Source organism: Pseudomonas sp. 13B_2.1_Bac1, assembly GCF_025466155.1.
GTDB classification, from domain to species: Bacteria; Pseudomonadota; Gammaproteobacteria; order Pseudomonadales; family Pseudomonadaceae; genus Aquipseudomonas; species Aquipseudomonas aylmerensis.
On the sequence record NZ_JANLOH010000003.1, the window covers coordinates 1 to 20,233 of the forward strand.

General features: G+C 56.8%; 18 protein-coding genes. 7 read left to right on the forward strand and 11 right to left on the reverse strand.

Translation table 11 applies throughout. The features are described 5' to 3' along the window. Positions 1-27 precede the first annotated feature (27 nt). From yaaA to NTD80_RS00525, 11 genes are all read right to left on the reverse strand, one after another. Positions 28-807, reverse strand: coding sequence for a peroxide stress protein YaaA (gene yaaA, locus NTD80_RS00475; protein WP_262131660.1), 780 nt, complete (start codon positions 805-807; stop codon positions 28-30). A gap of 170 nt (positions 808-977) precedes the next feature. Next, a complete protein-coding gene (locus NTD80_RS00480; RefSeq protein WP_262131662.1) occupies positions 978-1,412 on the reverse strand; it encodes a hypothetical protein in 435 nt (144 codons plus the stop codon). A gap of 40 nt (positions 1,413-1,452) precedes the next feature. Further along, a complete protein-coding gene (locus NTD80_RS00485; protein WP_262131664.1) occupies positions 1,453-1,932 on the reverse strand; it encodes a hypothetical protein in 480 nt (159 codons plus the stop codon). 9 nt (positions 1,933-1,941) lie between these two features. Next, a complete protein-coding gene (locus tag NTD80_RS00490; protein ID WP_262131666.1) occupies positions 1,942-2,529 on the reverse strand; it encodes a DUF4150 domain-containing protein in 588 nt (195 codons plus the stop codon). Position 2,530: 1 nt separating this feature from the next. Then, complete coding sequence (locus NTD80_RS00495) at positions 2,531-2,728, reverse strand: hypothetical protein (protein ID WP_262131667.1); 198 nt, start codon at positions 2,726-2,728, stop codon at positions 2,531-2,533. After that, positions 2,728-2,916, reverse strand: a complete 189-nt coding sequence (locus NTD80_RS00500; protein ID WP_262131668.1) for a DUF2169 domain-containing protein — start codon at positions 2,914-2,916, stop codon at positions 2,728-2,730. Before NTD80_RS00500 ends, NTD80_RS00495 begins: the two co-directional genes overlap by 1 nt. Positions 2,917-3,095: 179 nt before the next feature. After that, complete coding sequence (locus tag NTD80_RS00505; protein ID WP_262131670.1) at positions 3,096-3,554, reverse strand: hypothetical protein; 459 nt, start codon at positions 3,552-3,554, stop codon at positions 3,096-3,098. An 11-nt stretch (positions 3,555-3,565) separates the two neighbouring features. Beyond that, entirely contained in the window at positions 3,566-4,714 is a 1,149-nt protein-coding gene (locus tag NTD80_RS00510) for a DNA/RNA non-specific endonuclease (RefSeq protein WP_262131672.1), read from the reverse strand. Then, on the reverse strand, positions 4,711-5,073 hold the full coding sequence (locus tag NTD80_RS00515; protein ID WP_262131673.1) for a DUF4150 domain-containing protein: 363 nt from the start codon (positions 5,071-5,073) through the stop codon (positions 4,711-4,713). The genes NTD80_RS00510 and NTD80_RS00515 overlap by 4 nt, the downstream gene beginning before the upstream one ends. 1 nt (position 5,074) lies before the next feature. Next, entirely contained in the window at positions 5,075-6,424 is a 1,350-nt protein-coding gene (locus NTD80_RS00520) for a DUF2169 domain-containing protein (RefSeq protein ID WP_262131674.1), read from the reverse strand. Between the two features lie 9 nt (positions 6,425-6,433). Further along, positions 6,434-8,446, reverse strand: a complete 2,013-nt coding sequence (locus tag NTD80_RS00525) for a type VI secretion system Vgr family protein (protein WP_262131676.1) — start codon at positions 8,444-8,446, stop codon at positions 6,434-6,436. 239 nt (positions 8,447-8,685) lie between these two features. On the opposite strand from NTD80_RS00525, the gene NTD80_RS00530 reads away from it, so the two are divergent. From NTD80_RS00530 to NTD80_RS00560, 7 genes are all read left to right on the forward strand, one after another. Next, a complete protein-coding gene (locus NTD80_RS00530; protein WP_262131677.1) occupies positions 8,686-9,810 on the forward strand; it encodes a polysaccharide deacetylase family protein in 1,125 nt (374 codons plus the stop codon). A 348-nt stretch (positions 9,811-10,158) separates the two neighbouring features. Further along, a complete protein-coding gene (locus NTD80_RS00535) occupies positions 10,159-11,553 on the forward strand; it encodes a PhoH family protein (protein ID WP_017135209.1) in 1,395 nt (464 codons plus the stop codon). A gap of 164 nt (positions 11,554-11,717) precedes the next feature. After that, positions 11,718-12,191: a cyclic pyranopterin monophosphate synthase MoaC gene (moaC, locus tag NTD80_RS00540; protein WP_262131678.1), complete on the forward strand. Its 474-nt coding sequence runs from the start codon at positions 11,718-11,720 to the stop codon at positions 12,189-12,191. Next, positions 12,188-12,430 carry a molybdopterin converting factor subunit 1 gene (gene moaD, locus NTD80_RS00545; protein ID WP_262131679.1) on the forward strand — a complete coding sequence of 81 codons (243 nt, stop codon included), beginning with the start codon at positions 12,188-12,190 and terminating at the stop codon, positions 12,428-12,430. Before moaC ends, moaD begins: the two co-directional genes overlap by 4 nt. Before the next feature lie 2 nt (positions 12,431-12,432). Next, positions 12,433-12,885: a molybdopterin synthase catalytic subunit MoaE gene (gene moaE / locus NTD80_RS00550; RefSeq protein WP_262131681.1), complete on the forward strand. Its 453-nt coding sequence runs from the start codon at positions 12,433-12,435 to the stop codon at positions 12,883-12,885. A gap of 224 nt (positions 12,886-13,109) precedes the next feature. Next, on the forward strand, positions 13,110-15,077 hold the full coding sequence (locus NTD80_RS00555; RefSeq protein ID WP_262131682.1) for a hypothetical protein: 1,968 nt from the start codon (positions 13,110-13,112) through the stop codon (positions 15,075-15,077). 43 nt (positions 15,078-15,120) lie between these two features. Next, positions 15,121-19,986, forward strand: a complete 4,866-nt coding sequence (locus tag NTD80_RS00560) for an RHS repeat domain-containing protein (protein ID WP_262131683.1) — start codon at positions 15,121-15,123, stop codon at positions 19,984-19,986. Positions 19,987-20,233: the final 247 nt, after the last annotated feature.

The following is a 20,233-nucleotide window of genomic DNA, read 5'->3' on the forward strand; positions in this document are numbered from 1 at the left end:
GTTCAAACAAGAGTGCTTGCCAGGGCCTTATTCCGGTGCGTGATCGCGCAAAAACACCAGGTTATCCGGCTTGGACTGCTCTGTATTGAAGCGATAACCCTGCACGTCGAATTGCTTGAGCTTGGCCGGGTCGTTGATGCGCTCCTCAATGACGAAGCGGCTCATCATGCCCCGGGCCTTCTTGGCGTAGAAGCTGATGATCTTGTACTGGCCGTTCTTCAGGTCCTTGAACTCGGTATTGATGATGCGCGCGTTCAGGGCCGTGCGCTTGACCGCCGAGAAGTACTCGTTGGAGGCCAGGTTGAGCAGCACGTCGTCACCTTGCTCGGTCAGGGCTTCGTTGAGCCACTCGCTGATGCGGGTGCCCCAGAAGGCGTACAGGTCCTTGCCACGGGCGTTGGCCAGCTTGGTGCCCATCTCCAGGCGGTACGGCATCATCAGGTCCAGCGGGCGCAGCAGGCCGTAGAGGCCCGAGAGCATGCGCAGGTGGTCCTGGGCATAGGAGAAATCGGCATCGCTGAAGGTCTCGGCGTTCAGGCCGGTGTAGACATCGCCCTTGAACGCCAGCAGCGCCTGCTTGGCATTGTCCGGCGTGAAAGCGGGAGTCCAACTGCCAAAACGCGCGGCGTTGAGGCCGCCGATCTTGTCGGATACGTGCATCAACTCGCTGATTTGCGCCGGGCTCAGGTCGCGCAATTGCTCGATCAACTCCTGGGAGTGGTCAAGGTATTGCGGCTGGGTGAAGCGCGGGGTTACCGGCTTTGACTCGAAATCGAGGGTTTTGGCGGGGGAAATCACCATCAGCATGAAGTTGGCTCCTGTAATCGTGGAGGGGATTCTAGGGGGTCGGGGCCTTTGACTCCACCTATGATAGTGATAGGCACTTGTTAGTGAGGGGCTGTCGGGAATGAGTACGCTGGAAATCAGTTAGAGGCTGAGAATCCGTTTCAGGGAGGCGCGTTCCTAGTCTTTGCTGGTTATTCAGGTCCCGGTCGCCGGTGGTGGTGTGCTGCTGGTTGTAGCGCGGGTGGGTGAAGGTGTAGTCGCGTTGCACTTGCACGGCGGTGCGGACCTGTTCGGTGTAGTGGAAGCGGTTCAATGCCGGTTCCAACGCGTCGCCGCCGCCCATTGGCTGTATTGCCACTCTTGAACGAATTGAACGGCGGCAGAGTCGCCTGTTCGGTGCGCATGTATCCCGCCCGCAGGGCCTCGTATTCTTCCTCCTGCATCTCCTTGCTTTCGTGGATTTCATTGCCCATGGCGTCTTGCCAGAAGGCATCGATTTGCACGCCGCCATTCTCGCCTTGCTGCAGCAGCAGTTCGGCTGGGCCGACGATGCTGTCAGGCGGAGGTTGGACGAAGACGCTGATCGCGTGCACCCGCACCGGGGCCAGGTTGATCGGTTCGGTCATGCGTTAAGCCCCGGCCGTCACCAACTCAATCATCTGGTGTTTAATTTTTATTATTTTTCTCCTGGGCCGCCTCTTGACTCAGATCTAATATTTGGGGGTTGATATGGTTATCTATAGCTCTGCGTAGAGTGCCATCGCTCCTTCGAAGAGCGTAGGCCCGCATAATTCTCATGGGAGCAAACTCCAATCCCTCTATAGGGGAGTGGCCGGTAATTACTGGCGTATTGAAGTTTACGTTGTGTTCGTCATCAAGAGGCAGAGTCCATTGGCCCCCATAATTAAGTCGCATGAACTCGCCGAGGTATCGGCCGAAAATTACAACCAGGCTAGCAGTATCGTTTTCGTTCATCCCAGCAGAGAGTAGGTTGAATAGGTTTTCGAGTACTTCAGGTGTGTTAGGTGAGTTTGTCAATTTGATATTGTGTTTTTCTGATTCATCAACTAGCCATTCAGTTTGGTCGTCGATCGCGAAGAGAAAGTCATCAAATACTGCTTCGGCTTCATTTTTATCAATACTCATTGTTGTTTCCTAGTGTGGTATCTGGGGGCCAATTTTGTAATGAATTCCGGCTTTATCTAAAGAATTTAAATATGGTTTTGTGGCTCCTTTCTCCAATATGTGTTCTACCCTCCATCCATCTTTTACTAGCAGCGCGTCCTTCTGGATTGCGATTTGGTTTTCTTTGGTAAGGCTAACTGGGCCTGTCTTCAACTGACCGGCATAAAGGTCTTTTTCTTTAAGAATATCTATCTGCCGATTAGTAGCTGGGGTCTTGAGAGTGCCCTCTGAGGCACCCGTGGAGTCGCGATACGCTTTCTCTCTTGCCAAGCCATACTGATAGTTTCGCATGTTGGTGTCATATTGCTTGCTCCATGAGTCATAGTCCTTATTGCCCCATCTTTCTTGGTACTTAAGCCAAAAGCTTTTGTCGAAGACCACTACGGGCTTGCCGTTGGCACGCACTGACGGGGCCACACCAGTGGCGGCTTTCAGTTCAGCTGTGACGGGGTAGGGCACGGGCGGTATGGCGCTGCCCATTGGGGTTTTGCAGACATCCGGGACTATGCTGACCACCTTCCATTTGCCCTGCTTGCGGGCGATGACGTTATCGGCCATGTCAGAGCGCCTCCTTGGCTGCGCGTTTGATCAGCGGAGCGTTCGGATCAGTCTCGAAACGTGCTTCAAGGACGCGAATGCGCAGGTAGTTGGGCAGGCTGATGCGATGGGTCAAGGCCAGGGTCATGGCTTCGGTGTTGATGCGCAGGGTGTCGGTGAGCATCGGCAGTGGCAGCATTGCGCCGTTGCGCAGGCGCATCAGGACGAACGTGCGATGGCCGGGCAGTTCGACGCACAGCGTGTGGCGTTTTCGATCCAGCCCCGGCCCAGCGGGTTGCTGTAGCAGAGTTTGTTGAGCAGGTAGGGCGGTGTATTTGCATCAAGCGCATGCTCAGGATTGGGCACCACGCTGCTGCCACCGAAGGCATATTCCCAACGCAAAGGCACGGCGGTGGCAGTGTAGTGGCTCGCTCAGTTGCCAACCGCCGAACAGGCTGTGGCGAACTGCCGAGGCGCGGTGTTCGAAGGTGTAGAGCAGGCTTTCTTCGGTGGCCGGGCGATGCTCTTCTTGACCTACACCGATGCGCCTTTCGCGGCGGCGTGTTTGTAGCTTTTTAAGATTACAATTAAATTCTTTTGTTAACTTGGCCGAACCAATCGTCGAAAACATCTTCAGAGGTCAACGTTTTGTGATTTGTATATATTGGTTCGTACTTGCACTCAGAATTTAATCGGCCAGTGTCAACGTTGTAGTGTAGCTTGATTTCAGTAGGGGTTGGTTTGTCGTATTCATCTAATATGATTTGGAGATTCTTTAGGTCTTGTATTCCGGTTTCCAAAAGTGCGCTTTGCCTTTCGGGGGATGTATCGTAATTACTCTGGAAGGAGGAAGGGGTGGAATCGTTTAATTGGTGTTTTTGGTAGAGGGTTCCGTTGATATTGTAGAAAACATCAAATGCATAAATGCGATCTTCAATGGAGCAGTACGCATATATGTCGTTCACTTTTCCGTCTGCGTACTCTAGGCAGAGCGAAATAATATCCGCTTGTAATTGCGAGAAAATATCTTCGAATTTATTTTTCATAAGTGGCATGCCTAGTTTTGGAACTCTTTAATGACAATCTTGCCGTCTATGGAATATTTTACTGTGAAGCTGCTTGGTCTACCATCCTTGCCAGTATAGTTTGGCTTGATTTCCGTGGAAACCTTTTTTCCTTCTTTAATTGCTTGGGCCCATTTATGTTCAAGTTTTGCGAAGTCGCTCAGATTTGCTTTTCGTGACTGAGAGACTAAGTTGTCAAGCTTGGCGGAACCTCCAAATCTATCCCCAGATAAATGCCCGGCATGGTCCTTTGCTCGTTTTCCGGGCGTGTTGCTGGAGTGAGGTAGTCTGGTAGTTCGTGTTGTTAACTTAAGGTCCTCTGTAGTAAATTTTGTTATGCGCCCCAGATTATCTGTTTCGTAAAGGTATTGATGCTCGCCTGTTCGATATTTTATGTCAGGTTTTAATTTTCCGCCTTTCTGAAGGTGCGAGCCATCGGTGACGATGTCGCTTTTTATCTTGGCGCCATCCTTCGCTTTTGGAAGTTCTGGCTGTCGTGCGAGTTTTTCTAGAGTTTCTTTTTCTGTTCGTTCTGATAGTTCCTTGGCCGCCTTTTGCACCACTTGTTGTGCTGCCTCTGACCCGAGACTGTGCGCGCCCTTACCAACCAATACGCCTCCTTTTATCGCATCGCCAACGAAGGGTATCGCCGCAACTGTCGAGAGGCTAGCATTCACTGCATCACCCTCTACCGCATAGATCCCAGCGTTGATCAGATCCGGGATAGCCCCCAGTCCAGGCACGAATTCCAGCGCATCCAGGCCGCCGTGAAACCATGGGCTCGCGCTATCCCACCAGCCTTTTTCTGCATCAGTTTCGGTCTTTATCGGCGGATTTGCCTGTGTGGCGGGTACGCCAGCGGGTGCTGTTTCGCCCACCACTCGACCTATGGTATTGCCGTTTGCGTTCGTTCCACCGGGACTTCGGTTCTGTCGTGGATCTGGGTAGTCGGGCAGCGGAACAGGCAGTGCTTCTTTTTGCAGTGCCACATACTCGGCGTAGGTCATTTCCTGTTGGGTGAGAAGCGTCTCTCCTTCATAGACCTGAACAGTCACGCCCCAGCCGTTCTCAAAACTAGCGAAGACCTTGCCGCCATAAAGCACGAAGGATTTGTTGATATTGATATTTAAAGGCTCGGTCATGGCCTAGATCCATTCATCCAGAACTTGTCGTCATGGCGCACCACCAGCTTGCCCTCGGCCCGCACGGTGCTGCTCTTCTCCAGCGGGTAGCACTTGCCGCCGACGGTGTTGCTCTTGATGCCTTTGGCGGCGCCGGCTTCGTCACCCTGGGTGCTGGGCACCAAGCTTTTGTCGAAGACCACTACGGGCTTGCCGTTGGCACGCACTGACGTGGCCACACCAGTGGCGGCTTCCAGTTCAGCGGTGACGGGGTAGGGCACGGGCGGTATGGCGCTGCCCATTGGGGTTTTGCAGACATCCGGGACGATGCTGACTACCGTCCATTTGCCTTGCTTGCGGGCGATGACGTTATCGGCCATGTCAGAGCGCCTCCCTGGCTGTGCGCTTGATCAGCGGCGCATCCGGATCAGTCTCGAAACGCGCCTCCAGCACGCGAATGCCCAGGTGGTTGGGCAGGCTGATGCGGTGGGTCAAGGCCAGGGTCATGGCTTCGGTGTCGATACGCAGGGTGTCGGTGAGCATCGGCAGCGGCAGCATCGCGCCGTTGCGCAGACGCAGCAGGACAAACGGACGATGGCCGGGTAGTTCGACGCATAACGTGCCGTCGGGCGTGAGCGCCGGGTCAGTCAAGTTGAGCAGTTCAAGGCGAAATGTCGGTGGTGGAAACTCGATCTGCTGATCGGCCGGTGCACCGTTCCAGTAACCAAAATCAAAATCCGTCGGCAGCCCCGGCCAGCGTTCGCGCTGCCATGCCTCGTCGTAGGTTCCCGCGAGCGGCAAACGAGGCGCCCAGGCACGGCCCACTACACCAAATCCGGCGGGTTGGTTTTTGTAGCGGGCCGCGATCTGCGCCATGCCGTTGGCGTCAAGTTCGCCCTCGGGATGTTTGGCTCGCTCCAAGCGCCACACCGGTTTGTCGATAGGTTCGATCTGCGGGGCGGGGAGTTCGCGCAGCGGCTTATCCAATTGATAGCCGAGGTCTTCCTGGCGCTTTTCGATCCAGCCCCGGCCCAGCGGGTTGCTGTAGCAGACTTCGTTGAGCAGGTAGGGCGGCGTGTGTGCATCAACCGCATGCTCGGGATTGGGAACCACGCTGCTGCCCCCGAAGGCATATTCCCAGCGCAAAGGCACCGAGGTGACCGCTTCCGGTTCGGTCAATTGCCAGCCACCAAATAGACTGTGTCTGAACTGCCTAGGGCCGGTGAGTTTCAGACGCTTGTCCAACAAATAATGGCGTGTCGGCGCGTCGGCCCGACGCTTAAAAGCCTCTTGGCGGGCGGCTTGCCACACTGCCAGTTGATATTCGGTCAGCCGTTCGCCGGGACTTAACGGCGTCGGCAGCGGCACGTCGATACGGGGTAGCGCGGCCACGGGCGCACTGATGCGCAAGCCAGCAGTCCAGTGTGCAGCCGGTCGGCCTTGGGGCGCATAAGCACTACCGGCTACGATCACATCGCAACGGGGTTTGAACGGTGCCAGGTCGCTTTCCTCGCAGACGCTGCTTGACCCTTCTTCGCGGTAGTAGCGATCAGCGGTGCACAGTGGCAGCGGGTCGTCGTCCAGCACTTCGGCGCGAAACTGCCCCGGTTGCCCGTCCATAGGCAGCAACCGATAGCCCACCTTCATAACCAGCACCGGGTACTCTTGATCGTCCACGCCCAACGCGCTGAAACACAACGCATCGAAGGGCGTCAGGTTACGAAATTCCATGACCGCCCCTCAGTTGATATCGACGTCTTTGCCGTTGATCTGCACCGCGCCGCTGGCGGAAAAATCGAAGGTGCGGCCATTGATCAGCACGGTGCCGTCGGATTTCATCACCAGCGTAGATTTGCCCACCGTGACCTTGAATTCATCACCGGCATCGATGCTGAAACGCTTGCCGACCACCACCGACTTGTGGATGCCAACCTGCTCGCTCTGGCTCAGGCCCACCGTGGTGTTCATGGCCGCGCCGACACTGGTCTGGTAGGCCGCGCCAATGGTCAACGCCTTGGCCAAACCGATGGTCTCGGCCTTGGCCAGCTTGATGGTCTCGACCTTGTTCCCGCCGATGGTCACGCTGCGGTTGGCGCCGATGCTGATGGTTTCGTTTTTGCCCACGTCCTCGGTGCGGTGGTCGCCGATGGACACGGTTTCGTTGTGCTCGACCCGCTCCTTGCGGTCGTTGCCGACGAAGATGCCGTTGTTGTTTTTGATATGGACGTTCTTGTCTTTTTCGGCATGGATAAACACCTCCTGGTGCCCCAGCTCATCCTCAAAGCGCAGCTCGTTGAAGCCCGAGCCCTTGTGGGTTCGGCTTTTGATGGTCATCCGCGTCTTGTGCTTGGGCAGCTCATACGGCGGCAGATTGGTTTGGCGGTAGGTGCGGCCCGTGGCGATAGGCTGATCAGGATCGCCATCCAGAAAGCTGATGATTAGTTCCTGATTCACTCGGGGCACGGCCATAGCACCCCAAGTCGCACCGGCCCAGCCCTGAGCCACACGAATCCAGCACGAACTCTGATCGTTGTTTTTGTCCGTGCGATCCCACGGAAACTGCACCTTGACCCGGCCCCATTTATCGCAATAAATCTCTTCACCGGGAGGGCCGACCACCGTGGCGATCTGCGGACCGTCGATGCAGGGTTTATTACGCAGCGGGGCTTTCCAGTCGGAGGTCCAGCGGATGGCGCTGGCTTTCAACGTGTAAGACGTACCGAGGCCGCTACCAAAGGATTCTTCCTGCAAACTGGTGTGCTGCTTGCCTTCGTGCTTGATGGCGATGGTGCGCCAGCGATCATTGAAGTCCTCACGCGGATGCTCGTTCAGGTCGAAGGCCAATCCCGGTTGCAGGCGTTCATCGTCGCCCTCCAGATGCGCCAGCTTGGCGTCGTTGCGCAGCGCGGCCAGGCGCGTCTTGGTGAAGGGCTTGCCAGCGACATCGCGTTTGTAGCGGCCGGGGTAGTCGTAGCGTTCATAGTCTTTGTGCTGGTTGTTCAGGTCCTGATCGCCGGTCGCGGTGTGCTGCTGGTTGTAGCGCGGGTGGGTGAAGGTGTAGTCGCGCTGGACCTGCACGGCGGTGCGGACCTGTTCGGTGTAGTGGAAGCGGTTCAATGCCGGTTCCAAGGCGTCGCCGCCGCCCATTGGCTGGTAGATCACCGGGCAATCGGTGTGGGTGCCGATGGTGCCCAGGCCGCCTACGCGGTCGGTGAGGACCAGGGTGTGGCCGTCGGCGCGGTGTTCGAAGGTGTAGAGCAGGCCTTCTTCGGCGGCGAGGCGGGCGAGAAAGTCGAGGTCGGTTTCGCCAGCCTGCACGCAATATTCGCGGGGCTGGTGCTCGAAGCAGATCTCGCTGCGCAGGTCGGTGAGCTTTTGCTCGGCCAGCACGCTGGTGATGATGTCGGGCACGGTCTGGCCCTGGAAGATGCGCCAGTTGGAGCGCAGCTCGAAACGCTTCAGGGTCGGTTCGACCACGGCGGTGTAGCGGGTGCGGCGAAAGCCGGTGTCGCCTTGCTGGAACAGGCTGACCAGGCCGTGGACGTAGCGCACAGGGGTGTCGTCGCGCCAAATGGTGAACACCGCGGCCAGGTCGAGCATGCGGTAGAAGTCGATGGCGGGGTGATGGCTGACCAGTTCCAGGTCGAGTTTGAACGGCTGGGACAAGCCTTCTTCGAGGATGAACGAGACCACCTCGAAGGGATCGCCCCGCAGCGGTTCGAAGGTGTAGCGCAAGTCGCTTTGGCGGGGCATGGGGCTTCCTTGTAAGGCGTCAGGGTCAGTTGAGACGGACGCAATCCTAGGAAGCGATGATCTGGCGCTTCAATAGTGCTGAGGAAATACAGAGGGCTCTTACCAATTCGAATGCAATAGCTGTCGGACTTTTCTGTCTTTGTCGTGATAGAGCAGTTCAAGCTCAACCTGACCCAACTCCATCCAGTTCGATCATGATCGGCTATAGTGCCCGACGACTCTGGAGAGGGAGACCCTAGGTGCGAATTGCGCTTTTATTATCAGCTTGCCTGCTCTGCCTGACCGCCCAGGCGGCGCCGGTGGATGTCGCCAGCCTGGACCGTGGCACCTGGCCCGAGAAGCTCGGCAGCCCGGCGCTGTTCGACGTGGCCTCACGCGCCGAAATCCTGATGTTCGCCCACAGCCTGCTCGCCAGCGAGAATCAGGATGAGGCCGCGCTCAAGCAACGCCTGGGCTTGAAGATCATCAACATGGCGTCCATCGACGACTTGCGTCGCCAGCTCTGGCAGCGCCTGCTGGAGAACTACACGTTCGCCCAGCAAAGCTGCGAGGAAGATGCCTCGTTCTGCTACCTGGTGGAAAACATGGACGACCTGCGCGAGCAGGCCGGCAAGTTCGAGGTCAGCGAAAACTCCTTCTATATAGGCTGGGCCGGCCCCAGCCACGCGTTCCACGAACGCTACCTGGACGAGCTGCTGCGCAAGGCCGCGCTGTTTCCGCAGATCAGCAGCGAAATCGCGCGCTTTGGCGATCACGAGCGCAATGGCGACGAGTTCAACGACCGGCTGTTCCTGCTGACCTTCGATGGCGGCCCGGCACCGGTCAGCGGCAACACCGACTGGCTCACCGATTACCTGCGCAAGCAGAAGATGAACGCGACCTTCTTCGTCCTCGGCAGCAGCCTGCAGACGCGCGTCGAGCGCAGCTCGGTGGCCGATGTGCAGGCGCTGTACCAGGGCCAGTGCGTCGGCACCCAGGGCTGGCAGTATCGCTCCCATAGCCATTGGGTCGACTGGCAGGGCTCCATTACCCGCAGTGCCTCGCTCGCGCAGAACCTGATGCCGGAAAACTACCTGCCGCTGTTTCGGCCGCCCTACGGTCAGCGTCGCGCGGACAGCCAGGGGTTCTTCCAGGCCCAGGGCCTGCAAGTGGCATTGTGGGATATCGATTCCCAGGACGAACCGGGCAAGCTCAAGGCCGATGAGTCGGCGCAACGGGTGCTGACGTTGATGCTGCTGTGGCGCAAAGGGGTGATTGTGTTTCACGACACCCAGGACAAGGCGCGAGTGGCATTGCCGAAATTATTGCAGGCGACGGGGCAAAGCGGATTGGGTTGGCAGGACTGCCGGGAGGCGTTTCGCTGAAAAGGTCGAAGTGCCCGGCCCTGTTGGGGATGAGGCTTTTTTGGGGTGATTTCGTGCGACATTTCGATGCAGGCGGACTTCCGACTTTAACGGGGTCCATGGCTCTCGGCTAGTGCTATTCGTCATCCTGAAAAATAAACTTCAAAAATGCGTCAAAGTGCTTTTTCCTGTCATGGGTTTTGCGGTATTACGAAGTCAGATCGCCGAAACCTGCAACACAGGTGGCGTCTTCCAAGACTCCTCATGTGGGCACTGCACTTGACGTCACTCAGGTGCAGTCGGTGGTCGAATCGAGGCGCAGCACTGTTGCGGTATTGCGTCGACTGGCTCCCACAAAGGTGACCGAGTATGGATGATCATGGACGTAACCCTTCTTCCGACCAGCCAATCCTTTATGTGCTTGATACCAACGTACTGATCCACGATCCGAACGCACTGCTTAACTTCGAAGAACACCACGTCGCCATCCCGATGATCGTGCTTGAGGAGCTCGACAAACTCAAAAGCGGGCACCACAGCGTGGCTGCCGAATGCCGCCAGGCCATCCGCCTGATCGACAAGACCCTGGGCGAAGCGTCACCTGACGACGTTGAAGTCGGTGTGCCGATCCAGCGCGGCAAAAGCGGGCCCAAGGGCTTGCTGTCGATTCTGATGAGCAAGCGCAGCGAGCCCAACAGCCTGCTGCCGGAAAATCTGAACGACAACAAAATCATCAACCAATTGATCGACCTGCACGCACGCGACAAGGACCTGCGCCTGGTGCTGGTGACCAAAGACATCAATATGCGCCTCAAGGCACGAGCGTGTGGGATCGCTGCCGAGGACTACAGCACCGACCAACTGGTCGACGACGTGTCGATGCTCTCCCGTGGGTATCACACTGTGACGGGCTCCTTCTGGGACCTGGTCAGCAAAGTTGAAACCCGTCAGGACCATGGCCGCACCTGGCACCAGGTGCAGTTGATCGACAACCTGCCGGCCGTGCACATCAACGAGTTCATCATCGACGAACAGGGCTTCGTGGGCTGGATCAAAGAGATCCAGGTCGACAAGCTGCTGATCCTCGACCTGCATCAGGAACCCCTGTTGCACCAGGAAGCCTGGGGCCTGAAACCGCGTGATATCTACCAGAGCCTGGCGCTGTATGCGCTGCTCGACCCGGACATCCACCTGGTCAACCTGACCGGCGCCGCGGGTTCGGGGAAAACCATCCTCGCCCTGGCTGCCGCCATCGAGCAGACCATGGTGACCAAGCGCTATCGCCGCATCATCGCCACCCGCAGCGTGCAGGGCCTGGACCAGGAAATCGGTTTCCTGCCCGGCACCGAGGCGGAAAAAATGGAGCCGTGGCTGGGGGCGATCACCGACAACCTCGAAGCCTTGCACATGGATGACGAAAACACCCATGGCAGCGTCGACTACATCCTCAGCAAAGTGCCGTTGCAGTTCAAATCCCTCAACTACATCCGAGGTCGCAGCTTCCAGCAAAGCCTGATTTTGATCGATGAATGCCAGAACCTCACCCCGCACCAGATGAAAACCATCATCACCCGTGCCGGCGCCGGTTCCAAAGTGGTGTGCCTGGGCAACCTGGCACAGATCGACACCCCTTACCTGTCCGCGACCAGCTCCGGGCTGACTTACCTGACAGAACGCTTCAAGGACTTCCCGAACGGCGTGCACATCGCCCTGCAGGGTGTCCCCCGTTCGATTCTGGCCGAATACGCCGAATCCCACCTGTAACTACGGTCAATGTGGGAGCTGGCTTGCCTGCGATAGCATCACCTCGGTGTAACTGACATACCGAGGTGCCTGCATCGCGGGCAAGCCCGACTCCCACAAAAGCCCGCTCCCACATTTGATCTGTGTTGGGTTTACAATCGACGCTCCTGATCAGGAGTAACGCTGTGCTGACTCATCTCGATTCCCAAGGTCGCGCCCATATGGTCGACGTCACCGACAAAGCCGTGACGTTCCGTGAGGCGGTGGCTGAAGCGCGGGTGCGCATGCTGCCCGAGACCCTGAAAATGATTGTCGACGGCGCCCATCCCAAGGGCGACGTGTTTGCCGTGGCCCGCATCGCCGGGATCCAGGCGGCGAAAAAAACCAGTGACCTGATCCCCCTGTGCCACCCGCTGATGCTCACGGGCGTCAAGGTCGAGCTCAGCGCCGAGGGCGCGGACGTGGTGCATATCCTCGCGCGCTGCAAACTCTCCGGCCAGACCGGCGTGGAGATGGAAGCCCTCACCGCCGCCAGCGTCGCGGCACTGACGATCTACGACATGTGCAAGGCGGTGGACCGCGGCATGACCATCGAAAGCATCCGCCTGCTGGAAAAGCTCGGCGGTAAAAGCGGGCATTTCAAGGCGGACCAGGCATGAGCATCAACGTACTGTTTTTTGCGCGCTACAGCGAAGTGATCGGCCTGGACTCCCTGGAGATGGAAGGCGATTTCGCCACCGTCGAGGCTGTACGCCAGGCATTGGCCGGCGATCCCGACTTCGCGGTGTTGAACGAAACCAGCCTGATGTGCGCGCGCAACCAGGAACTGTGCACCCTCGACGAGCCGTTGCAGGCCGGCGACGAAGTGGCGTTCTTCCCGCCCGTGACCGGAGGTTGAGCATGGCTATTCGTGTGCAGGCCCAGCCCTTTGATCCCGGCGCCGAAGTCAACGCCATGCATGCTGCCAATGTCGGCGTCGGCGCAGTGGTGAGCTTTGTCGGCTATGTGCGCGATTTCAACGATGGCCTCGATGTGGCGGGGATGTTCCTCGAGCACTATCCCGGCATGACCGAAAAGGCCCTGGCCAAGATTGCCGTCGAGGCTGAGCAGCGCTGGCCGCTGCTCAAGCTGGAAGTGCTGCACCGCATCGGCGCCCTGGAGCCTGGCGAGCCCATCGTGTTCGTCGCGGCTGCCAGTGCCCATCGCCAGGCGGCGTTTGATGCCTGTGCGTTTGTGATGGATTACCTCAAGACCCGCGCACCGTTCTGGAAGAAGGAAAATACCAGCGAAGGGCCGCGCTGGGTGGAAGGGCGGGACAGTGATCATAAGGCGGCGGATCGCTGGAAAGCCTGACTTTTTGCATTCATCGGCAGTGATCGCCGTGGTTTACGGTTATAGCGCTTGATTGAGTTATTTCTATTTCAACTAGGTAACTGTCATTTCTGACAGTTACCGCGTTTGGTTTTCTGGTCTCTAATCTCCCTAAGCACTCGGTATTTTAGTGCGTAAAGTTTCAGGTCGAATTGGTGTGTCGCCAATTTGTGCTATGGCGCTGGGTAATGATTTTGGAGAGTCAGATGATCAGGCAATCAGATAACATGAGACTTGCGCACTTTAAAGTCAGGTTTGCTGACGGTACCGACTCTACGGATGCGCTGTATGCCAATGGGCAACATCAGGTTGAAGTCGTCGTTGAGGTTTTAAAGGAGGTCGTAAGCAGAACGGGTAACTGGGTTAATGCCCCGTTAACTGATAGTGAACGTGCCAGTATCACAATCGTACCGATTCCCAACAAGCATAATGTGCACGGCGCAGGTGGATGGAGTTGCGATTCCGATAAAAATGAATATGATCCAGGGCTGTGGAATCGCACAGGAGAAGAACCGGGCGAGAGTCTGCCAAGAAATATTATTATTGACCCGCGTATAGAAGTTATCAGCCGTTATCTGCGCCATGAAGAAAATACATCTCTCGAGCCCATGCAGTTCATGGCGACAATTGTGCTGGATGGGGAAAACGTCACCAATAGTTATTCCGAGTACCCGACGGATTTTCAATCGTCGATCTTTGTTACGCCCACGCTTGCGCCTGTGTTGCTGTCTACAGACCTTCAACAAACGGTCGACTATTACGCTCTCAACGTGCCTGATATCGATGTGGATGTGTATTACTGGGAAGGTACCAATGGATTGCACTTTGATGATAATTATGGATTGCTTGATCCTTTGTATGTGCCAGATGAAGGTGAAATGTTTCAAACTGCTTATGGTGCTTCGGGCGTATTTAAAGGAGGGGTTTTCAAGAACCCACGCGCTGCCGATTGGCCATTAAGAAGTGTTCATCAGAATCTCCCTGGAGTACCCTCGAATCCGAGTCCGGTCATCCGCCGCATAAATAATAGTATCATGTGTGCCGCTCGGCTTTACACGACGATACCTGAACTTCCGCATCAAGACTCAAAAACTAAATGGTTTCTGCGAGATAACTTTGGAACGCTTCATGCGTTCAAGATTGTGCCGCAGGAGGACGGCAACCGCCTCAGCATAGAGCCTGTTAAATTAGCAAGGCGACCTAAAGATTTAGAAATCACCCTTACCAATGGCCAGGATTCCACCAATGCACTGTATGCCAATGGTCTGCACCAGTGCAAAGTTGTTATTCAGCTCAAAGTAGAGCAGGAAGGGATGAACGGACATTGGGAGGAGTCGGTTCTGCGTGCGGACGAGAGAGCCAGCGCAACGGTCACGCTCTATTCGAAAAATCTGGACCAAGCATTACCGGCGGGTTGGTCTTGCGATGAGTCGCGAAATATCTATGAGATCGGACTTTGGAATCGCAATTTAGAAAGCGGAGAGGTTGAAAAAAATGAGGATCAAACTACGTCACAACAGACGGTGGCGTCAGTTGGTACGGAGACAATTGATCGATATATGCGTTTAGCTACCGGCGCCTCCATTGAAGAGCACAGATTTATGGCCAGGATAGTTATCGATGGCAAGGTGTATACCTCCAACTTTAACGAGGCTGATTTTCAGTCTGATTCCTGGGTGCATATTGCGCCCCGTCGGCCTTATCGAGTGAGGGTTGCGGATCTTATTCGTACGGTGGATCACGCGTATTGGAACGCATCGACGAAGACGGACATTGATGTCTGGTATTGGCTGCCCCCGCGCGGCTTGAGGTTTGTTTCCCAGAGGGGCCTGGAGGCTCCTTTGCGGATCAATGATGAAGGTCCTTACTTTCATACGGCGTTTAGTCATAGGGATTCTCCGCACTCTAGAAAAGGCGGCGTGGTGCTGGCGCATGATGCACCGGGGGTTAATCCTGATCTCGGCGAGTTGCATCGTAACTTGCCCGATGATAATCAGTCTTTACCCTTTAATCGAGTGGATACGATTATGCGTGCAGTATGGCTGTCCACCACTAATTCTATTTCCGAGGGTGAGGCCCATACACCTTGGCGTCTGCTGGATAACTATGGTTGTACGCATTCATATGTGTTGCGTCGTAATAGACACAATTTTGAGCTGTTGGATTATGAGTAACTAGTTTTGCTGTCACGGCGGCTCTTTAGGTCAGGAGTTCGATATGAATGTCTATTCCAATGCGTTTAATTTTTCCTCGTTTTTGAGCGGTTCAGTCGATCCGCGTACAGGGCAATATGGGTGCCAGGTCAGTTTAGCGCAATTATCCCCGCAGGGGCCTCTTGAGGTGAGCCGCCGTATTACTTTGTCGTTCTCCATGTTCAGCCCAGAGCGTGTGCCTTACGGGTTGGGTTGGCGGTTGAGCAATACCGAGTTCGACCTCTCCAGTTCCCGGCTAACGTTGCTAAGCGGCGAGCAGTTTAAAACTGAAGGCATGCCTTTAGTGGGGCGTACGATGGTGTTCAAGGATCGCAAACTTAAAGACCTGGTAGTCAAGCGGGAAAATGAAACCACGCTTCATGTAATCTATCGGGATGGCACGATCGAAGTCTTGCAACGTACCAGCCCCTCGCTCCCCTATCGCATTACTTCCATAATCTTCGAAAATGCAGAGGTCCTGACCTTTCGTTACGCTGTCGGTGGGTCTCTTGAGCGCATTCTCAATCACAAACAAGAAGAATTACTGCGACTGACCTACGCAAGTGGCAATCTGCAAACGGTTGATACGCGGGTGGAGGGTGGTCGTTATGCGCGTATGCGATTTACCCAGAGCAATAGTCTTCTCACAGGAATCACTGCGCCTTATGACAGTAATGGCCCAGTAGGGACTGCAGCCTACCAGTTTACGTACCGCAGGCCGTTTGCCAATGGGTTGGTGGCGATCGAGCGGATGCGATTGCCAATGGGCAGCGAAGAGAGGATCGACTACACCGAAAACGGCCATCAATATGCCAATAACCAGTTCATCCCTCGGGTGGCGAGTTGGACGCAGACCCCAGGTGCCAATCAGCCGCATATGATCCGGCTTTATAAGTACAGTTCAGGCTTGAACTTTACTGGGTTCCCCTATAGTGGAGGCTTTCGTGAGGGCGAGGATAATCTGTATCTGATTGCCGGGACCTATAACTATTGGACTGAGGAGCAATGTATCGACTCAGCCAACAACAACGCCGTCTTGACTGAAACCCGCACCACCTACAACAAGTTTCACCTGTTGTCTGAAGAGTCAGTCCTGCGCGAGGGCACAAGAGTCACCACGAGCATTACCTACAACACGGTGCCAGGTCTGTTCTCTGCTCAACCCGCTAACCTCCAACTTCCGAAAACCATCGTCAAACGCTATGAACTGGTGTCCGGTGGGGCGTCGAGGGAAGAGACCCAGAGTATCCTGACTGACGACTACGGTAATCAACTCAGCCGTACCGAGCCCTCCGGGATTCGCATCGAATACAGTTATTACCCGATTGCCGGGGAGAGCGGCAAGTGCCCGGCGGACCCACACGGTTTGTTCCAGCGCTACCTCAAGCAAGAGCGTTTAGTACCCGTAGGCAGCGTTCCCTCCGCTAGAACCACGGAGTACACCCATCTGCGCGTGCCGCCGACGGGCAGCAATTATTTTGTGCTACAGCAATCCAGCAACCAGCCCGGTGTGTTTGCCCTGCAGCAGACTTACTACGATACCCCTGTCGCACTTGCCGGCCGATTGAAGAGCGCCACTAGTACCATCGAGGGGCGGGCGTTGGTCAGTGATTTCAGTTACGTCATCACTGGCGACAACGTCGTCGAAACGCGGCGCTTGAAGGGGGTTGAGGGGCAATGGCTTGAGGCCAAGCGCACGCTTTCGCTGGTCAATCGACGCCTGTTGTCAATGACGCGAGACGGCGAAAGCACTCTGGATCTGGCTTACGACGTCAGTGGCCGGGTGACGGTGGAAACGGTTGCTCCCGGCACACCGCAACAAGCCACGCGGCAATACGCCTACCATTTTGCACAGGGGGTGACGCGTGCCCATTTGATCACCACGGATGCGCAAGGGATCAAGGCCATTACTTACTATGATGGTGCTGGTCGCCAGGTGGCCGAAGCACAGGTGATCGGCTCGAATCAGGAGCGACCCACTTGTACCTGGCGTTATGACGCGCTCGGGCAAACCGTCGAAGTGGTCGACATGGATTACGTGACCGAAGGGCAACGCTTGTTGAAAAGCACCCACACCTACAACCGTTGGGGCAACGCGAGCCGTGTCACCCAGGCCGATGGCCGCGTAGTGATCAATGAGTACGACCCGCTGCTCAATCTCACGGATGAGGGCGTTGTGGGCGGGGAACGCCGTATCACCTATTTCAATGCCTACAACCAGCCCATCAAGGTCGAGCGCCTGGATGCCAGCAACAATAAAGTTGAAGTGGAGTCGTACACCTACGATGGCCTGGGGCGATGCCTGACGGTATTGGATATCAATAAAACGCTCACTGAGTTGACTTACGACGGGTTTGACCGGCTGGTGACGACCCTGCAGAAACCGGTCGACGGTACCTCGCAGCGGCTGAGTAAAACTGACTACGCCCCAGGAACCAGCAGTGAGTTGGCCAGTGCCATCACCGTCGACGGCAAGCGGTTGGGGGCACGTACTTACGACAGCCTGGGCCGGATGACCAGCCAGGTGCGTGGGACGGGACAGGCTACGACCTGGGAATACGAGGCCGGTTGGTTTGAACCTATTGCCATGGTTTCCCCCCGGGGTGGGCGCCAGGTCATGACCTATGACAAGCAACTCGACGTGCCGACTCGGATTGAGATGACAGGACTGCCGGTGAGCACCTACCGGTATGATCCGGTGGGCGGAGCATTGACGCGTTCGGAGACCAATGGCCTGATCCATGAGCTTTTCCAGGATGCCATCGGCCATCCCGAGAAGGACATTCAAACCGCCAGCGGTACGTCGCTGACTTCGCAGTATGGCTACTCCCCCGCAGGGCGCCTGCTGCATCAGACCTCCGCCGATGGCCAGCGCAGTGCGCTTGCATACGATACCCTCGGGCGATTTTCCAAGATGACCACCGGCCCCCTGGTGATCGAACAGACTTACGATACCCTGGGTCGGCCGCAGAACCTGACCACCACCTATGAAAGCACGAAGATTCTCACACGCGTGACCTACGACTCGCTGGGTCGGGAAGCTGAGCGCCGCTTTGAGCAAAACGGTGCGTTGTTCCAAGTGTTGGCCAGTACGTATTACGTCAACGGTATGTTGGCGACTCGGTTTCTTCGCAATGCGAGTTCACAGGTGGTCATTGGCGAGACCTTCACCTACGACGCCTACCTGCGGCTCAAGACCTATAGCTGTGAGGGGCCTGAACATCCCAAGGATCACCTGGGCCGGGGCATTGTCGGGGAGGAGTACACCTTCGACAGCCTCAATAACATGACGCGGGTCGTCACTGCATTTGCCGATGGCACACAAGACACCTGCCAACGTTATTTTACCGGTACCGACCCCACGCAGTTGACCCGCCTGACCCATACCCGCCCGGTGCAGGATGTCACCCTGACATATGATGCCGCGGGCAATTTGCAGACGAGCCCAGAGGGCCACGCCTATACGTACAATGGCTTTGAACAACTGACGGCGGTGAAGGCCGGGCCCCTCGACTACAGCTATAAGTACGATGCCGAGGCGCGCCAGGTACATGCATCGCGGGGCGCTGAACCGTCCGTGATGCTGGCATACGCCGGTAGGCGTCTGGATCTGCTGGTTGAAGGCAGTAAAAAAATCCGTTTCGCTGACGGTGGGGATGAGGTGATGGCGCGCAGTGGTGGCGTGGACAGCCCACAACTGCATATGAACGATGCCAGCGGTAGTGTGCGCGGCCTGTCAACTCCCGGCCAGCCCCATGTCCGCCGGCACTACACACCCTATGGTGATGCATATATCCCCCTGGATGATGGCAAGGTCCGCAGCATGGCCGACCTGCAACTGCCGGCGTTCAATGGCGAGCGTCTGGATGTGCCGACCAACCTGTATTTCCTCGGTAATGGTCTGCGGGCCTACAGTCCTAGCTTGAGGATGTTCTTGCAGCCTGATCTGTTGGGGCCATTTGATGAGGGGGGGATCAATTGCTATGCCTACTGTGCCGGCAACCCGATCAACATGCGCGATCCTAGTGGGATGTGGCCTGGCTGGCTGAAGTGGGTATTGACCGGGGTAGCACTGGCGTTGTCGGTGGTAACGCTTGGGTTTGGGGCCGCCGGTCTTGCGGCAGCAGCAGCTGCGTATTCGGCAACGTCAATTGCTGCGGGGTTAGCCGCGACAGTAGCGGTGGCGGCAGCCGTGGCGGCGCCGGCCGCTGCGGGTGTCGTGGCGGGTACGGCAGTCGCTGCGGCTGCGACTGCCGCTGCGACTGCAGCTGCCACCGCAGCGTGGGTTATCGCCTCCAAGGCAACGATCGTCGTCGGAGCGGGGCTCGGTGTTGTAGGCGGGACGTTGGGTGTCGCGGGGCTGGCGACTGCCGAGGTCGATAAAGCCATGGGGTGGGACCGTTCACACATCATCCGTAGGCTGGGGTGGGCCTCCCTCGGGTTTTCAATTGCCTCGTTGGTGGTGGGTATTGGGGGGGCTTATACCTCGTGGCACATGACCTACACCTCTGCGGCCTCAAAGGCTGCCGGAGCCGGAAAATTGCTGGAAAGTCCCGGCGCCTTGGGGCTAATCGCGGGGGGCAAACGCATGTTGGGCTTATCCTACAAATTCACCGATAAATGGGGCATCACCCCCTACAGCCAGCTTTTTGGGGCTACACGGGCTGTATTGAGATTTACCAATCTGGGTCGCTCGATACAAGCGAGAGTCGGCTCACCGGCCACACCCCGACCGGAAGGCGGCGGTCCTGCTCCCGCCCAACCCCAGTCGCAACCCACTGCCAGTCGAGTGGTCGATATGCCCGGCAGCAGCGCCGGCTACTACCAGTCATTCAGAGAGGAAGCCTCGCGCATTCGCCAGCCCATCCTGGGGGAACTGTATCGAGGGTAGTCTTGGCAAACGCCGCATTAACCCAGACGCCGGGGCGACAACATCGCCTCGGCCAACCCCGCATCCGGCGTGTCGGGACAGCCAGTAACCGGCACTGGCACCGGCGATGATGAGGTCGTCGGCCGGGTTCATGGGGCTTCATTGAATATAAAAGCGCTGAAAGCCAATGTGGGAGCGGGGGGGGGGGGGGGGGGGGGGGGGGGGGGGGGGGGGGGGTTTTTTTTTTTTTTTTTTTTGGGGGGGCGCC

Coding starts and splice junctions, on each gene's coding strand:
- NTD80_RS00515 (WP_262131673.1), bottom strand. CDS start 5,073: ATGGCCGATAACGTCATCGCCCGCAAGCAAGGCAAATGGACGGTAGTC.
- yaaA (WP_262131660.1), bottom strand. CDS start 807: ATGCTGATGGTGATTTCCCCCGCCAAAACCCTCGATTTCGAGTCAAAG.
- NTD80_RS00495 (WP_262131667.1), bottom strand. CDS start 2,728: ATGCGCCTGCGCAACGGCGCAATGCTGCCACTGCCGATGCTCACCGAC.
- NTD80_RS00555 (WP_262131682.1), top strand. CDS start 13,110: ATGATCAGGCAATCAGATAACATGAGACTTGCGCACTTTAAAGTCAGG.
- NTD80_RS00505 (WP_262131670.1), bottom strand. CDS start 3,554: ATGAAAAATAAATTCGAAGATATTTTCTCGCAATTACAAGCGGATATT.
- NTD80_RS00480 (WP_262131662.1), bottom strand. CDS start 1,412: ATGACCGAACCGATCAACCTGGCCCCGGTGCGGGTGCACGCGATCAGC.
- moaE (WP_262131681.1), top strand. CDS start 12,433: ATGGCTATTCGTGTGCAGGCCCAGCCCTTTGATCCCGGCGCCGAAGTC.
- NTD80_RS00525 (WP_262131676.1), bottom strand. CDS start 8,446: ATGCCCCGCCAAAGCGACTTGCGCTACACCTTCGAACCGCTGCGGGGC.
- NTD80_RS00535 (WP_017135209.1), top strand. CDS start 10,159: ATGGATGATCATGGACGTAACCCTTCTTCCGACCAGCCAATCCTTTAT.
- NTD80_RS00560 (WP_262131683.1), top strand. CDS start 15,121: ATGAATGTCTATTCCAATGCGTTTAATTTTTCCTCGTTTTTGAGCGGT.
- NTD80_RS00485 (WP_262131664.1), bottom strand. CDS start 1,932: ATGAGTATTGATAAAAATGAAGCCGAAGCAGTATTTGATGACTTTCTC.
- NTD80_RS00490 (WP_262131666.1), bottom strand. CDS start 2,529: ATGGCCGATAACGTCATCGCCCGCAAGCAGGGCAAATGGAAGGTGGTC.
- moaD (WP_262131679.1), top strand. CDS start 12,188: ATGAGCATCAACGTACTGTTTTTTGCGCGCTACAGCGAAGTGATCGGC.
- NTD80_RS00510 (WP_262131672.1), bottom strand. CDS start 4,714: ATGACCGAGCCTTTAAATATCAATATCAACAAATCCTTCGTGCTTTAT.
- NTD80_RS00520 (WP_262131674.1), bottom strand. CDS start 6,424: ATGGAATTTCGTAACCTGACGCCCTTCGATGCGTTGTGTTTCAGCGCG.